Annotated in this window: 11 protein-coding genes and 3 pseudogenes; 10 read left to right on the top strand and 4 right to left on the bottom strand. The window is 64.5% G+C overall.

The window, feature by feature from the left end; translation table 11 throughout:
* Positions 1 to 19: 19 nt before the first annotated feature.
* A complete protein-coding gene (locus ACS8Y6_RS00070) occupies positions 20 to 832 on the bottom strand; it encodes a putative hydro-lyase (protein WP_440850711.1) in 813 nt (270 codons plus the stop codon).
* A gap of 117 nt (positions 833 to 949) precedes the next feature.
* On the opposite strand from ACS8Y6_RS00070, the gene ACS8Y6_RS00065 reads away from it, so the two are divergent.
* From ACS8Y6_RS00065 to ACS8Y6_RS00050, 4 genes are read left to right on the top strand one after another with little or no spacing between them, the layout of a single operon-like run.
* Positions 950 to 1,708, top strand: a complete 759-nt coding sequence (locus tag ACS8Y6_RS00065) for a LamB/YcsF family protein (protein ID WP_440854765.1) — start codon at positions 950 to 952, stop codon at positions 1,706 to 1,708.
* Positions 1,705 to 3,348 carry a 5-oxoprolinase/urea amidolyase family protein gene (locus ACS8Y6_RS00060; protein WP_440850713.1) on the top strand — a complete coding sequence of 548 codons (1,644 nt, stop codon included), beginning with the start codon at positions 1,705 to 1,707 and terminating at the stop codon, positions 3,346 to 3,348. Before ACS8Y6_RS00065 ends, ACS8Y6_RS00060 begins: the two co-directional genes overlap by 4 nt.
* The gene (locus ACS8Y6_RS00055) at positions 3,345 to 5,087 is read left to right on the top strand and encodes an acetyl/propionyl/methylcrotonyl-CoA carboxylase subunit alpha (protein WP_440854764.1); all 1,743 of its coding nucleotides are present in this window, start codon (positions 3,345 to 3,347) and stop codon (positions 5,085 to 5,087) included. The genes ACS8Y6_RS00060 and ACS8Y6_RS00055 overlap by 4 nt, the downstream gene beginning before the upstream one ends.
* A 37-nt stretch (positions 5,088 to 5,124) precedes the next feature.
* Positions 5,125 to 5,802 (top strand): GntR family transcriptional regulator, encoded by a 678-nt coding sequence (locus ACS8Y6_RS00050; protein WP_440854763.1) that lies wholly within the window; start codon positions 5,125 to 5,127, stop codon positions 5,800 to 5,802.
* A 417-nt stretch (positions 5,803 to 6,219) separates the two neighbouring features.
* On the opposite strand, the gene ACS8Y6_RS00045 is transcribed toward ACS8Y6_RS00050, so the two are convergent.
* On the bottom strand, positions 6,220 to 7,437 hold the full coding sequence (locus tag ACS8Y6_RS00045; RefSeq protein WP_440850716.1) for an NRAMP family divalent metal transporter: 1,218 nt from the start codon (positions 7,435 to 7,437) through the stop codon (positions 6,220 to 6,222).
* A 376-nt stretch (positions 7,438 to 7,813) separates the two neighbouring features.
* On the opposite strand from ACS8Y6_RS00045, the gene ACS8Y6_RS00040 reads away from it, so the two are divergent.
* Positions 7,814 to 8,383: a plasmid pRiA4b ORF-3 family protein gene (locus ACS8Y6_RS00040; protein ID WP_440854762.1), complete on the top strand. Its 570-nt coding sequence runs from the start codon at positions 7,814 to 7,816 to the stop codon at positions 8,381 to 8,383.
* A gap of 272 nt (positions 8,384 to 8,655) precedes the next feature.
* Positions 8,656 to 8,904, top strand: a pseudogene (locus ACS8Y6_RS00035) (restriction endonuclease); the annotation flags it as partial.
* Positions 8,905 to 8,930: 26 nt separating this feature from the next.
* Here the strand turns inward: ACS8Y6_RS00035 and ACS8Y6_RS00030 are convergent.
* Together ACS8Y6_RS00030 and ACS8Y6_RS00025 are read right to left on the bottom strand one after the other, a co-directional pair.
* Positions 8,931 to 9,149, bottom strand: coding sequence for a prevent-host-death protein (locus tag ACS8Y6_RS00030; RefSeq protein WP_440854761.1), 219 nt, complete (start codon positions 9,147 to 9,149; stop codon positions 8,931 to 8,933).
* 2 nt (positions 9,150 to 9,151) lie between these two features.
* Positions 9,152 to 9,544 (bottom strand): type II toxin-antitoxin system VapC family toxin, encoded by a 393-nt coding sequence (locus ACS8Y6_RS00025; RefSeq protein WP_440854760.1) that lies wholly within the window; start codon positions 9,542 to 9,544, stop codon positions 9,152 to 9,154.
* Between the two features lie 73 nt (positions 9,545 to 9,617).
* Between ACS8Y6_RS00025 and ACS8Y6_RS00020 the strand changes: the two are divergent.
* The 4 genes and pseudogenes from ACS8Y6_RS00020 to hsdR form a co-directional block, all read left to right on the top strand.
* A pseudogene (locus ACS8Y6_RS00020) lies at positions 9,618 to 10,436 on the top strand (N-6 DNA methylase); the annotation flags it as partial.
* 810 nt (positions 10,437 to 11,246) lie between these two features.
* On the top strand, positions 11,247 to 11,447 hold the full coding sequence (locus ACS8Y6_RS00015) for a hypothetical protein (RefSeq protein ID WP_440850717.1): 201 nt from the start codon (positions 11,247 to 11,249) through the stop codon (positions 11,445 to 11,447).
* A complete protein-coding gene (locus ACS8Y6_RS00010; protein WP_440850718.1) occupies positions 11,444 to 11,698 on the top strand; it encodes a ParE family toxin-like protein in 255 nt (84 codons plus the stop codon). The genes ACS8Y6_RS00015 and ACS8Y6_RS00010 overlap by 4 nt, the downstream gene beginning before the upstream one ends.
* Positions 11,699 to 11,755: 57 nt before the next feature.
* Positions 11,756 to 13,279: pseudogene (gene hsdR / locus ACS8Y6_RS00005) on the top strand (EcoAI/FtnUII family type I restriction enzme subunit R); the annotation flags it as partial.
* Positions 13,280 to 13,343: the final 64 nt, after the last annotated feature.

The following is a 13,343-nucleotide window of genomic DNA, read 5'->3' as shown; positions in this document are numbered from 1 at the left end:
GCGTGTGCTGGGCCCGGTACTACGGAATCAGATAGGCGCGATCCGGTGCGTCGGTGATCAGCATATGACCGGGCGCGTGGCCGATGGCGATCGCGGGGCGGGTTTCCATCACCGCCGCCTGGGGCGTGACGCCGCAGGCCCAGAACACCGGGATATGGCCTTCGGCAATCGTCACTGGTTCGCCGAAATCGGGCCGCGAAAGATCATCGATGCCGAGCTCGTGCGGATTGCCGACATGCACCGGCGCGCCATGGACCGACGGGTAGCGCGAGGTCACGCGCACGGCGTCGGCCACTTGCCCGGCCGGGATCGGCCGCATCGAGACCACCAGCGGCCCGTCCATGGTGCCGGCCGGCGTGCAGCGGCGTGCCGTTCGGTACATCGGCACGTTCACGCCCTGATCGATATGCGCCATGCGGATGCCCTCGGCCATTAGCGCGGCTTCGAAAGTGAAGCTGCAGCCGATGATGAAGGTGACGAAATCATCGCGCCACAGGTCGCGGATGTCGGTTGGCTCCGCGGTTTTCACGCCGTCCTCGTAGACGGTGTAGCGCGGCAGGTCGGTACGGATATCGCCGCCCGGCAGCAGGGATCCGTCGACTTGCCCGGCCTCCAGCACACCGAGCAAGGGACAGGGCTTGGGATTGCGCTGGGCGAACAGCAGCACATCGAACGCCTGCGATGCCGGTACGATGATCAGATTGGCCTGTGCATAACCGTGGCAAAACGGCGACGTCTGCGGTGACAAGCCGCCGCGGAATGCGTCGCGCGCGGCCTGGGGCGACCAGTCCGCGTAAGGGGCGTTCGATCCGGTATCGCGTTGATCGTCCATTGCCTGCTCCACTGGCACCGCTTGAAAATATCCCGGCGCCGGGCGGCGCGTGATTGTTGAACAATCTAAGGCGCTGAGGCATGGTTTAGCAAGATACCGCACCAGAGGCTATTCGCGATGACGGCCATCGACATCAACAGCGACGTGGGCGAATCCTTCGGCCGCTGGCACCTTGGCGACGATGCCGCGATCTTCGAGTCGGTTTCCAGTGCCAATGTGGCCTGTGGCTTTCATGCCGGCGACCCGTCCACGCTCGCCCAAACCTGTCGCGACGCGGTCGCCGCGGGCGTGACCATCGGCGCGCACGTGTCCTATCGCGATCTCGCGGGCTTTGGCCGCCGCTTTGTCGACTGCACGGCAAGCGAACTCGCCGACGATATTCTCTACCAGATCGGCGCGCTGGACGCATTCGCCCGGGCCGCCGGGGCACGCGTGCGCTACGTCAAGCCGCACGGCGCGCTCTACAACGCCGTCGTGGCCCACGAGGCGCACGCCCAGGCCGTCGTCGACGCGATCCAGGCCTACGACGATAGCCTGCCGGTGCTCGGTCTGCCGGGTGCCGTGGTACTCAAGAAAGCCGAGAGTCAAGGCCTGCGCGGCATCGTCGAAGCCTTCGCCGACCGCGCCTACAACGCCGACGGCACGCTGGTCTCGCGGCGCGAGAAAGACGCAGTGCTGGAGGACAACGACACCATCACTGCCAACATGATCCGGCTGGCGAAGGCGGGCGTGCTGATCGCGCGAGACGGCACCGAAATCCACGTCGACGCGGCCAGCATCTGCGTGCACGGCGACAACCCGCATGCCGTGGCGACCGCGGCGGCCGTGCGTCGCGCGCTGGAAGACGCCGGAATCGAGATCCGCAGCTTCGTATGAGCGGCGGCCCCATACGCTGGGTCGGCAGCCGGGCCGTGATGGTCGAGCGGGACACGCTGGACGAGGTGCTTGCCCTGCATGCGTATCTGCTCGATCACCCCCTGCCCGGACAGATCGATCTCGTGCCGGCGGCGAAGACGCTGCTGATCAAGTGCGACTCGCATCGCAACGCGGCCCGGGCCCACGCCGCCGTGCACGACATCCACGCCCCGCCGATCGAGCAAACCGACGGCAAGACCGTCGAGATCGAGGTGGTCTACGACGGCGAGGATCTGGAAACCGTGGCCGAACTGACCGGGCTTGGGGTGGACGGCGTGATCGAAGCCCATACGCGCCAGACCTGGCGCGCCGCCTTCAGCGGCTTCGCCCCGGGCTTCGTCTATCTCGCCGCCGAGGACGACACGCTCGATGTGCCGCGCCGCGATTCGCCGCGTACCGCCGTACCGGCCGGCTCGGTGGCCCTGGCCGGCCCGTTCAGCGCCGTGTATCCGCGCCGCTCGCCCGGCGGCTGGCAGCTGATCGGCCGGACCGATGCGCGCGTCTGGGATATCGAGCGCGAGGAACCGGCATTGATCCAGGCCGGCGATCTCGTGCGCTACAAAGCCGTCGACCGCCTGCAGCGCGAACAGGGTAACGAGGCCACGGCCCGCGCGGATGCACCGGACACCGTCGCCGAACCGGCCCTCGAGATCGTGGACCCCGGCCTGCAGTCGCTGATCGAGGATCTCGGTCGGCCCGGGCTGAGCCATCTCGGCGTATCGGTCTCGGGAGCGGCCGACGAAACCGCGGCGCGCCAGGCCAACCGGCTGGTCGGCAACCCGGCCGACGACGCGGTGATCGAAACCCTGCTGGGCGGACTGACGATCCGCGCCCACGGCGATCTGACGCTGGCCCGGACCGGGGCCGACACTCAGGCCACGATCGACAGCGAACGCGGCCCGCGCACCGCGCCGCTGCGGGCGCCGTTCGCCCTGCACGATGGCGAAACGCTGACGCTGGCCACGCCGCAACGAGGCCTGCGCAGTTATCTCGCCGCGCGCGGCGGGCTCGATGTACCGGCGGTGCTGGGTAGCCGTTCGCACGATGCCCTGTCCGGCATCGGGCCCGAACCGCTGGCCGCCGGCCGCGTGCTGCCGGTCGGGGCCGCCGGACCATCGCATATCGTCGGCGCGCCCGAACCCACGACCCTCGCCGAGCGCGACGAAGACAACACCCTCGTGCTGCGCGTCGTCCTCGGCCCCAGGGACGACTGGTTCAGCCCGGCGACCCGGGCGCGCTTCACCCGCCAGCGCTGGCGCGCGACCGAGCAGTCCAACCGTATCGGCGTACGCCTGAATCTGGACACCGACAACGACGCCGCCGCGCTCGAACGCGACCGCGACGGCGAACTCCCGAGCGAGGGCACGGTGCCCGGCGCCCTGCAGATACCGCCGTCGGGCCTGCCCGTGCTGTTTCTGAAGGATCATCCGGTCACGGGCGGCTATCCCGTGATCGCCGTGGTCATCGCCGAAGACCTGCCCCTCGCCGCCCAGATCGCGCCGGGCGAGGCCGTGCGCTTCGCGGTGGTCGATCCAGACACGCTGGCGCCGATCGAAGACGACCAGGACGACGGCCGGCCGCCGGCCGAGGAATCGCCATGAAGAAAGTGCTGATCGCCAACCGCGGCGAAATCGCCGTACGTATCGTGCGGGCCTGCCGCGATGCCGAGCTCGCCTCGGTGGCCGTCTATGCCGACAACGACGCCGATGCGCTGCACGTGCGTCTGGCCGATGCCGCCTACGGCCTCGAGGGGACCACCGGCGAACAGACGTATCTGAGTATCGACAAACTGCTGGACGTCGCTGAACACGCCGGCGCGGATGCGGTACACCCGGGCTACGGCTTTCTCTCCGAGAACGCGGATTTCGCCCAGGCGGTCATGGATGCCGGGCTGATCTGGATCGGGCCGTCGCCACAGGCGATTCGCGATCTCGGCAACAAGGTCACCGCGCGCGAAATCGCGGTCGCCGCCGGCGCACCGCTGGTGCCGGGCTCGAACGGGCCGGTCGACAATGCCGATGCGGTGCGCGAATTCGCCGAGGCACACGGGCTGCCGATTATCATCAAGGCGGCGTTCGGCGGCGGCGGACGCGGCATGAAGATCGTGCGCCGCGCCGAGGATATCGAGGACGCCTTCGATTCGGCGGTGCGCGAGGGCAAGACGGCCTTCGGCCGCGGCGAATGCTTCGTGGAACGCTTTCTCGACAAGCCGCGCCACGTCGAAGCGCAGATCCTGGCCGACACCCACGGCCATATCATCGTCGTCGGCACGCGCGACTGCTCGCTGCAACGGCGCAACCAGAAGCTGGTCGAGGAAGCCCCGGCGCCGTTTCTCACCGATACGCAGCGCGCCGAAATCCATCGCTCGGCCAAGGCGATCTGCCGCGAGGCGGGTTATACCGGGGCCGGTACCGTCGAATACCTGGTCGGCCACGCGGGCGAAATCTCCTTTCTCGAAGTCAATACCCGCCTTCAGGTCGAGCATCCGGTCACCGAGGCCACCAGCGGCATCGATCTGGTGATCGAACAGTTTCGTATCGCCGACGGCCAGGCGCTGCGCGTGACCGAGGACCCCGAACCGACCGGCCACGCCTTCGAATTCCGTCTCAACGCCGAAGACCCGGCGCGCGGATTCCTGCCGTTCCCGGGCACGGTTGAAACTTTCGAAGCACCGACCGGCCACGGCGTTCGCGTTGACACCGGCGTGCGCTCGGGCTCGGTGGTGCCGGAGACCTTCGACTCGCTGCTGGCCAAGCTGATTGTGCATGGTGAGACGCGCCCGCAGGCGCTCGCCCGCGCCCGGGCCGCGCTGGACGAGCTCGTGATCAAAGGCCTGCCGACCGTCGTGCCCTTTCATCGCGCCGTGCTCAACGAGCCGGCGTTCACCGATGCCCACACCTTCGGCGTCCACACAAGCTGGATCGAGACCGAATTCAGGCAGCGGCTGGCGGCGTCGCCGGAGCTGGCGGCTGCCACGCCGGAGGGCACGCGACAAAAACTGACGATCGATGTCGATGGCCGCGCGGTACAGCTCGGCCTGCCGGCCGCGCTCTATGCGGCCCTGATGCATCCCGGCCAGCACGGCGCGGCGAGCGGGGCGCCGGACGCCGGCGAGGACGCGGCCGACGAATCGCAGGTCGTCGCCTCCATCAGCGGCAATCTCGTGAAATGGGTGGTCGAAGACGGCGCCGAAGTCACCTCCGGCGATGCGCTGGCCGTGCTCGAAGCCATGAAAATGGAAACCACCGTCGCCGCCCCGCGCGCCGGGCGGTTTTCACGCGGCGAACAACAGCCTGGCGATCACGTGACCAACGGCGAGGCGCTGGGCCGCATCGAGTAGCATCGCGCTTTCGCCGCCAGAACGCCGAAACAGGACCATGAATTTGCGCGACAGCACACCAGTCACGATCAACGACCAACCGCGGGCCGAACACGCCCACACGGGCGCCTGGGTTGCGGGCATCCTGCGCACGCAAATCGCCGATGGGCAGCTCAAGCCGGGTTCCCGGCTGTCCGAACAGGCGCTGGCGACCGCGCTGGGGGTTTCGCGCAACACGCTGCGCGAAGCCTTCACCATGCTGGCGGCCGAATCCATCGTGCGGCGCATCCCCAACCGCGGCGTGTTCGTCGCAGCACCCGGGCCGGACGACGTGCGCGAAATCTACAACGTGCGCCGTGCAATCGAACCCGGCGCGGTGCTCTGGGGCCGGCCGAGCGAAGACGCGCTCGCGCATATGGCGGCGATCATCGATCAGGCGTGCCGTGCCCGCGATGCCGGCGACATCACCGCCATGGCCGACGCCAACCAGGCGCTGCACAAGGCGATCGTCACGCTCACCGGCAGCCGCACGCTCGAACGGCTCATGGAACGCGTGCTGGCCGAAATGCGCCTGATCTTCCACGCGATGGCGTCCATGCCCGACTTCCACAGCCATTACGTCGAACGCAACGGCGAACTGGTCGCCCTGCTACGCGCCGGCCGGCGGCAGGACGCCGCCGAGCGCCTGCGGCACTACCTCGACGCCGCCGAAGCCGAACTGCTCGGGCATCTGTAAGATAACGCCTAGCTTTGCGGCGTGAAACGAATCACGCGCTCGATTCAGCCGGATGTGTCGCACTACTGCGCAAGCCTGCGAGTAGCTCGTCTGCATTCAGTCCCGTTACGCGGCGACGAGAAGCGCAGTGGCGCCGGGTATCCGGCGCACAGCGCCGGTGCGGTCTGCATGTTTGAGGGCCGCCAAAGCGGCCCGAGTTCAGACGGCATCCCGTCGTCGCGAGCATCGCAGTGAACCGGCGCTAGCCGGCGCCGTGTCGGGTGCCCTTCTTTCGGTTACCTTTCTTGGGCAAGCAAGAAAGGTGACTCGCACATCAGTGCGAAAACGAGGTTTTGGTCGCCTCGTGGTTAGAACCAGAACGCCGCTCCCTGACGAACACACCGTCGATCAGCCAAGACGCGACGATCAGGCACACCCTTAGCCAGCCAGCCTGGCCAGCCCGCCAAGCGAACTGATACCCAGAAACACCGTGAGCAACCAGGCCACCGCACCGATAACAAGCAGCCAACGCGGATACGCGTAACCGCCAAGCAGATCGGGCCGACGCCAGGCCACCCACAGCAGCAGCCCGAAGCCCACCGGCAGGATCAGCCCATTGAAGGCGCCGGCGAAGATCAACAGCACCTGCGGCGCCTGCCCGAGCGCGGCGTAGATCGCGGCACAGCAGACGATGAACACGACCGTGACCCACTGGCGCGTGCGCGGCGCGGTGCTCGACAGCGTGATGAACGATACCGACGTAAACGCCGCACCAACCACCGAAGTGAGCGCCGCCGCCCACAACACCACGCCGAACACGCGCATGCCGATGTCGCCGGCCGCCGCTTTGAAGGCATCCGCCGCCATGTTCTCGCCGGCGATATGCGCACCGCCCGCCACCACGCCCAGAATCGCCAGGAACAACAACGCCCGCATCACGGCCGTAATGACGATGCTCAGCACCGAACTCCTGGCGATCTCGCCCGCGTACTCGGGGCCCTTTGCGCCCGAATCCAGTAGCCGGTGCGCCCCGGCATAGGTGATGTAACCGCCGACCGTGCCGCCGACCAGTGTCGTGATCACCAGAAAATTGATCTGGCCCGGCAGCACTGTGTTCACAAGCGCAGCCCCGAGTGGCGGGCTGGACACGAATGTCACATACAGCATCAGCGCGATCATCACCACGCCAAGTACCATCACCACCCGATCCAAGGCCACGCCAGCCTTGCGGATCGAGAAAATGCCCACCGCGATCGCCGCCGAGACCACACCGCCGATCTTCGGGTCCACGCCGAGCATGGCGTTCGCGCCCAGCCCGGCACCGGCGATGTTGCCGACGTTGAACACCACCCCGCCAAGAAAAACCAGCGCCGACAAAAACCAGCCCAACCCCGGCGCCACCCGGTTGCCCAGCTCCTGCGTACGCAGCCCCGACACGCCGACCACACGCCAGACATTGAGCTGCACCGCAATATCCAGCAGCGTCGACACGAGAATGGCGAACGCGAACGCCGCGCCCATCTGCACCGTGAACACCGTGGTCTGGGTAATGAACCCGGGCCCGATGGCGCTCGTGGCCATCAGGAACACCGCGCCCAGCATCGCCGTCCGCCTGGCCCCGGACATCATCCGGCCGTTCGAAAGCGCATCTGCCATGTGTCACTCCAGTGGGAATAGGCGAGCCGGAAAGCCCACGATCGAATCTAGCAATTGTTGAACAATCCAGAAAGACTATTGTTCAACAACTTTCGTCGTAGGCGTCGCAAGCGGCGTGCCATCAAGTGCCCGGACGAAGCGCATCGCACAGGCCCGATCAATCGCCGACCCGGGGCATGACAGACCTGTGGGCTTTACACCACCATGGGCGCAAGCCGCCTTCTTTATGTGGCGGATACACAGCGGTCACCCGCCTATTGCCTGGCGCCGATTCCGATCCGGCCAATAAAAAAATGGGGCGCCCGGCCAGTAATAACCGTGCCGACCGCTGTCTAATGGCATCACTGGAATCCGCTATCGATTGCCGGAGCCTGGCATGACCGACATCGTTCTTCGCATCGAGCTGTTGCACACCGACCCGCTCGTCTGGCGACGTGTGCTCGTCCCGGCACAGATCAACCTGCGCCGCCTGCACGACGTCATCCAGCTCGTCATGGGCTGGGAAGATGACCACCTCTATGAATTCGAGTGTGAAGGGCGTCGCTATGGCGAACCTGACCCGTTCGGTGTTCCCGGCATGGATGACGTCGCGCAAGCGGCCAATCTGAAGCTGCAAACGCTGGTGGCGCGATTGAAGAAGAACGAATTCCACTATCTCTACGACTTCGGCGACGGATGGGAACACCGGATCATCGTCGAACAAATCGGGCTGGAAAACACCAAACCGTGCCCTCGCCTGCTGGACGGCGCCATGGCCTGTCCGCCCGAGGATATCGGCGGCATTCCCGGTTACGAGGCATTCAAGGCCGCCCTCGCCGGCCATGCGGACGAGCACGGCGAAATGCTGCTCGAAGCGATCGGTTCCGACTTCGACCCGACCCAATTCGACCCAAACGAGGCCGCCGCCGCGCTGGTGCCGATTCAGGCCGGTTTTCGTCGCACCTAAAAGTCCGTATGAAAGGCCTGCCGACTTGGTTCCCCCCATTTCAGGCGCCAAACCGAGGACACGAATCGCCTGTTTCGTTTATCGCCAATAGACTGACATTCCCACGACGTCATCGCGAGACACGCATGGCCGCAGAAACCTCTTCCACGCCGTGACCTGCTGCCGAATACGCGGCCCTCGCTCGGACCGGCGCCCGGGAACTCAGCCAGTTGCTGCGCGACCGCTCCGAGGAGGCCGATCGGCCGCGCTATACGTTGTTCCAGCCGATTAATGGGCGGCGGGCGTTGCGCGCATTCATGGGCGGCCGACACGACAAGGGCCTGTACGTCAGCACCGGCGGCTTCACGAAGGATGCACGCTACGAAGCCGACCGCACCAAGATCCCGCTCATGCTCATGGGTCTGGACGAACTCGTCAGCACCTTGCTCGAGTATTACAAAAACGCCGACGCCAAGCCGCGGACGTTATTGCCGCTGGAGAAGACGTACTGGCCAGGCTGGACTGATTCAACCCTGCCTTGAATCGCTACGCCATGGACTGAGACAAGTTAGCGAGAACGCGATTCATGGACTGCGGACAAAATATCTTCTGTCGAGGCACGCGTCTTGATACCGGGGACATCAAACGGCGACGTCTGCGGCTCCGGCTCCACGCTCAGCGAAAAAACCGAACCGTCGCGGCGCCGAATACGGACCGTCTCGGTCTGCGCCAGCGTCAGCAACTTTGCCAGATTCTGGCGTGCTTCGGAGTACGTGAACACGCGCATCGCTAAACCTCCAGGACCGTAATGCCCAGATCGACCGCGACCTGCTTCATGCGTTTGTCGAGGGTGATCAACGGGCAGGCCGCCGAACGCGCGGCAACCAGGAAATACGCGTCGTACGCATAGATATCGAACTGCACAGCCAGCCGTAACGCTTCCGGTATATCCACCGCCAGCAAGCGCACGGGGATACGCTGTGTGACACGGTATACCTCGTCTGCCTCCGGCGCATCGATCTGGCGCCGCTTGACCATGGCACTCAAAGCGTTACCCATCTCGTACGGCAATATTTCCGGTGCCACGATATCCGCTGCCGTTGTAGCATCCACGATTGCCTTCTTTTCCGGCTCATCGAGCGCAACGGCAAGAAAGATATTCGTATCGGCGACAATCATCATAAGACAATTGTACAACTACGATTCCGGCGGCGCACGTCGTGCCCGACTCCAACCTGCACGAACCTATTACTGAATGTTCCAAAACGCCTTCAACAACATCGACAAGGCCCTGCGCAACGACGAGGGCATGGCTACCGAGCTGGACTATGCGGAGCAAACGTCCTGGCTGCTGTTCCTGAAATACCTGGACGACCTTGAAGCCGAACGTGCCGACGAGGCGGAACTGAAAGGCCGCGAATATCGGCCGATCCTGGACGGCAACTACCGCTGGCAAGCCTGGGCCGCGCCGAAAGACAACGGCGGCAACTTCGATCACAACGCAGCCAAGAGTGGGGTCGATCTCATCGACTTCGTGAACCGCGAGCTGTTTCCCTACTTGCAGACGTTTCGCAACAGCGCGCCCGGTGTGGACACGCTGGAATACAAGATCGGCGAGATCTTTTCCGAGATCATCTGCAAGTTCCGCTCGGGCTATGCCCTGCGCGATGCCATCGAGATCGTCGACACGCTCACCTTCAACAGCCAACAAGCCAAGCACGAGCTGTCGGACCTGTACGAAACCCGCATCCGCCGCATGGGCAACGCCGGGCGCAACGGCGGCGAGTACTACACCCCGCGCCCGCTCATTCGCGCCATGATCAAGGTCGTCGCCCCCAAGCTGGGCGAAACCATCTAAGACGGCGCCTGGGGCTCGGCCGGCTTCTTGTGCGAAGCCTTCGAATATCTGAATCGCGACGACCTCTCGACCAGCGAATGGGACACGCTGCAGCACCAGACCTTCTACGGGCAGGAAAAGAAATCGCTGGCCTATGTGATCGGGATCATGAACATGATTCTGCACGGCATCGAAACCCCGGCCATCACCCACGCCAACACGCTCAACGAGAACGTGCTGGCGCAAAAGGGGTCCGCAAAAGGGGTCGGTCCGCAAAAGGGGTCAGATACATTTTCGAGCTTAATCGAGCTAAGGTTTCGCGCTGATGCGCGACTTACCCTTTGTTGCTTGTCCAACAAACGGTAAGCCCAAATAAGGACACCCGCTCTTGCGCCGGCTACGCCGGTGCCGTACGAGGCGAGGAGCAGGGCCTTCCCGGCGTAGCTGGGATGCGACCGCCGGCGTTTGGCATGAGCGCCGATGGTGCGACTCGCACGGTTCGCCCCGCCGAGGGTCGCATCCCACAGCTTAGCTGCGGGAAGGCCCTGCTCTGCCTCTCGGGGCGATACTCCGATGCCCACGTCGAAGGGATGCGGCCAGAACTCGCACCGCTTTGGCGCCACTCAGACAGGCTGGCCGCACCGATGCTGTGCATCGGACACCCTTCGCCGCTGCGCGTCTCCGTCGCTACGCCACGGGGCCGAATACAGGCGAGAGCCACGAGTCGACTCGATCGCTTTGTCTGTATTCGCTCCCTTGGGCGCAGCGCCGAGCGGTGGAAGCCGAAAGAGAAAAAGACGGCCGGATGTTTGAGCGCAGCGAGTTTCCGGCCGTCCTCTTTCGGCCGGAGCCGCGCAGGGCATCGGCAAGACAGGGGGCTCTTCTGTTGGTTACTCATCTTGGGCAAGCAAGATAAGTGACTCGCGCTGCAGCGCGAAACCTCGGCCGATTCGACGCCAGACCTTTGCAATCCAGCAGCGCATATCAGGTCGCCGCTCAAGCCCTACCGCGTTAGAATCGATCACATCGAGAGGATCGGAGCACGCCATGTCCCAAGTCGAAGAAATCGAAAGAGCGGTGAAGAACCTGCCGGACTCGGAGCTACGTCGGTTCCGTGAATGGTTCGATGCATTCGATGCACGAAAGTGGGATGCTCAGATCGAAGCCGATGCGAGCTCCGGAAAACTGGACGCGCTGGCAGACGCGGCCATTGCGGACCACAAAAGTGGCCACATCAAGCCGCTTTGAAGCATTTCGCAACGCCGGCCTTCTGGACGTGCTATGAGCAGTTGCCCGAATCGGTCCAGAGAAAGGCGGACAAGAATTACGCGTTGTTAAAAGAAGACCCGCGGCATCCGTCGCTGCGTTTCAAGCAGATTGGCCGTTTTCGCTCGGTACGCGTTGGTATTCGCTACCGAGCGCTCGGCGTTGAAGTACCGGATGGCGTGGCGTGGTTCTGGATCGGGACGCACGCCGAGTACGACAAGCTCATCGGCTAAAAGCGTGGCCACGTGACGCGCCCGTGATATCGGCCAACCTGGGGGGTTGACCATTCCATGCAGGAAACAGAAGCGGACACCCGCGCCAATCGTATCGACCCCGTGCTTCAGGACGCGGGCTGGGGTGTCGCCGACGGTAGCCGCGTCGCCCGCGAGGAGATCGCCAAAGGCCGTATCACGACGGCCGGGCGAATCAATCCGCTGAAAGCGGATTACGTGCTCAGCTTGCAAGGCCGCAAGCTGGCGGTGATCGAGGCCAAGCGCGCCGGGCTAGGTTATACGGAAGGGCTGGCACAGGCGAAGGAATACGCAGAGCGCCTCAAGACACGCTTTGCTTATGCCACCAACGGGCTGCGCTGGTACGGCGTGGATATGGCAACCGGCGCGGAAGGCGATCTGGAATTGCCGTTCCCCTCGCCGCAAGCGCTTTGGGATCGCTGTTTTCCTCAGCACAACGACTGGCGCGATCGCTTCGGCGATGTACCGTTCGAGACTGGCGGCGGCAAGTGGCAACCGCGCTATTACCAGCACAATGCGATCACCGCCGTGCTGGAAGCCATCGCCCAGGGCCGGTCGCGCATGTTGCTGACGCTGGCTACCGGCACGGGCAAGACAGGCATCGCCTTCCAGATCGCGTGAACGCTGTTTCAGGCGAGTTGGAATCTGTCGGGCGAGCCGACGCGGCGACCGCGGATACTGTTTCTGGCGGATCGCAACTTCCTGGCGGATCAGGCGTTCAATGCGTTCTCCGCCTTCCCCGCCGATGCGCTCTGCCGCATCAGCCCGGATGAGATTCGTAAGCAGGGCAAGCTGCCGAAGAACGCGAGCGTATTCTTCACGATCTTCCAGACCTTCATGACGGAAGGGAAAACAGACGCCGAGCGCGAGTTCACGTTCGAGGGCTATCCGGCGGATTTCTTCGATTTCATCGTGATCGACGAATGCCACCGCGGCGGCGCGCGGGATGAAAGCCAGTGGCGCGCGATCCTCGAACATTTCTCGCCCGCCGTACAGCTCGGCCTGACGGCCACGCCAAAGCGGGATGCCAACGTCGATACCTACGGCTATTTCGGCGAGCCGCTGTATAGCTATTCGCTCAAGGAGGGCATCAACGACGGTTATCTCACGCCGTTCTAGGTGCGCCAGATGGCGAGCACGCTGGATACTTATTCGTTCTCCGGCGAGGACGAAGTGCTGGCCGGCGAGATCGACTACGACCGGCTGTATACCGAAGCCGACTTCAATACGAAGATCGAGATCGAAGAACGAGAGAAGAGCCGCGTTGAACAATTCATGGCCGAGATCGACCCGCGCCAGAAGACGCTGGTGTTCTGTGCCACGCAGGCCCACGCCGCCCGGGTGCGCGACTACATCAACCAAGTGGCGACGCATCAGCCGCCGGACTATTGCGTTCGCGTGACCGCAGACGACGGCGCGGCCGGCGAAACCTTCCTGCGCCAGTTCCAGGACAACGAGAAGACGCTGCCGACGATTCTCACCACGTCGCAAAAACTCTCTACCGGCGTGGACGCGCTCAACGTGCGCCACATCGTGCTGATGCGGCCGATCCGCTCGATGATCGGTAAACGGTCCACCAACCCCATCCTTCCGGCGGCATAACCGATAAGCCAATCTCTCCGCTGTC

Origin of the sequence: Salinisphaera sp. RV14, assembly GCF_052044135.1 — a bacterium.
Classification (GTDB): domain Bacteria; phylum Pseudomonadota; class Gammaproteobacteria; order Nevskiales; family Salinisphaeraceae; genus Salinisphaera.
This window is presented reverse-complemented; position numbering and strand designations above follow the sequence as displayed.

Excerpts from the sequence above, each read along its gene's own strand:
- ACS8Y6_RS00070 (WP_440850711.1), bottom strand. The coding sequence starts at position 832 with ATGGACGATCAACGCGATACCGGATCGAACGCCCCTTACGCGGACTGG.
- ACS8Y6_RS00065 (WP_440854765.1), top strand. The coding sequence starts at position 950 with ATGACGGCCATCGACATCAACAGCGACGTGGGCGAATCCTTCGGCCGC.
- ACS8Y6_RS00060 (WP_440850713.1), top strand. The coding sequence starts at position 1,705 with ATGAGCGGCGGCCCCATACGCTGGGTCGGCAGCCGGGCCGTGATGGTC.
- ACS8Y6_RS00055 (WP_440854764.1), top strand. The coding sequence starts at position 3,345 with ATGAAGAAAGTGCTGATCGCCAACCGCGGCGAAATCGCCGTACGTATC.
- ACS8Y6_RS00050 (WP_440854763.1), top strand. The coding sequence starts at position 5,125 with ATGAATTTGCGCGACAGCACACCAGTCACGATCAACGACCAACCGCGG.
- ACS8Y6_RS00045 (WP_440850716.1), bottom strand. The coding sequence starts at position 7,437 with ATGGCAGATGCGCTTTCGAACGGCCGGATGATGTCCGGGGCCAGGCGG.
- ACS8Y6_RS00040 (WP_440854762.1), top strand. The coding sequence starts at position 7,814 with ATGACCGACATCGTTCTTCGCATCGAGCTGTTGCACACCGACCCGCTC.
- ACS8Y6_RS00030 (WP_440854761.1), bottom strand. The coding sequence starts at position 9,149 with ATGCGCGTGTTCACGTACTCCGAAGCACGCCAGAATCTGGCAAAGTTG.
- ACS8Y6_RS00025 (WP_440854760.1), bottom strand. The coding sequence starts at position 9,544 with ATGATGATTGTCGCCGATACGAATATCTTTCTTGCCGTTGCGCTCGAT.
- ACS8Y6_RS00015 (WP_440850717.1), top strand. The coding sequence starts at position 11,247 with ATGTCCCAAGTCGAAGAAATCGAAAGAGCGGTGAAGAACCTGCCGGAC.